The 1,148-nt window shown below is 28.9% G+C and carries 1 protein-coding gene; it reads right to left on the bottom strand.

The window, feature by feature from the left end; genetic code table 11:
* Positions 1-268: 268 nt before the first annotated feature.
* The gene (locus ACVC3Y_RS00425; protein ID WP_452225769.1) at positions 269-982 is read right to left on the bottom strand and encodes a class I SAM-dependent methyltransferase; all 714 of its coding nucleotides are present in this window, start codon (positions 980-982) and stop codon (positions 269-271) included.
* Positions 983-1,148 lie beyond the last annotated feature (166 nt).

The raw sequence follows: 1,148 nt of genomic DNA, 5'->3' as shown, positions 1-1,148 counted from the left end.
CTTTTCCTTATTAATCTTAAAAGCTTGTGGGAAAAAATGTATAAATGGTAATGAACTAAAAAAAGTTTATTAAAAATTTTAATTTCATATTACCTGAATTTTCGTTTTTGAAAATCTAAAGAAAATATGAATGCTAACGGTTTAGTATATGGTTTGTTGCGTGATTAAGTCACTAAGTTAGCAAATAAAAACCGAATAGAATATTCCGCAGGAATATTCGTAAGCAGGCTAGAAACTAGCAATAAAATATATGCATTGTTGCCAATAGTTATTTTATTTTTCTTCCTTTAATTCCGCTTGCACAACCGAAAAAATATTCCACATATTCAACTTCAAATTCAGGTCTGCTAAAAATCCGATGTGTGTTTTTTGAATTTCCAAATTCTTCTGTATAAACTCCTAACATTTTATAAGTTTCTGGACTTCCAAGAAATATTTTTCCTAAAATCGGAATAATATTTTTTAAGTAAAACATATAAAATGGTTTTAAGAGTTTACTTTTCGGAACAGAAACATCAATCAAGGAAAACTTTCCATTTGTTTTTAAAATTCGTCTAATTTCAATTGCTAATTCTCCAAGTTGTTCATCATTAAATGTCTTTAATCCGAATCCTGAAATAACATAATCAGCAGTTTCATTTTCGATTGAATTGTCAAAAACGTTTTCTTTAAGAATTTCAACTGAATGTTTTTTGAATTTCAATTTATTCTTCTCTGCACGATTTATCATTTCTGTTGAGAAGTCAAGTCCGATTAGTTTTGATTTTTTATCTGATTTTTTTAAAATATGTTTCCAACATTCTCCCATTCCAGTCATTAAATCGACAACTATTTTTCCTTTTTCGATTTCAATTTCCTCAACACATTGTCTTCTCCATCTTTCACTAAATCCAAATGAGGTTATGTAATTCATTTTTGAATACGAACTACTCATTTTGTCAAATAGCTTTTCAACAAATTTAGGTTCGTATATTTCTTTCATTCGTGATGTTGGTCATAATTATTGGCAACGGTCTTGTGTATGCTTTGTTGCGTGTTTAAGCAACTAAGTTAGCAAATAAAAACCGAATAGAAAATCCGCGAGGATTTTCGTAAGTAGGCGAGAACTAGCAATAAAATATACACGTTGTTAGCATTACGTATGGTTT

Source organism: Lacinutrix cladophorae (genome assembly GCF_053604645.1).
This window is presented reverse-complemented; position numbering and strand designations above follow the sequence as displayed.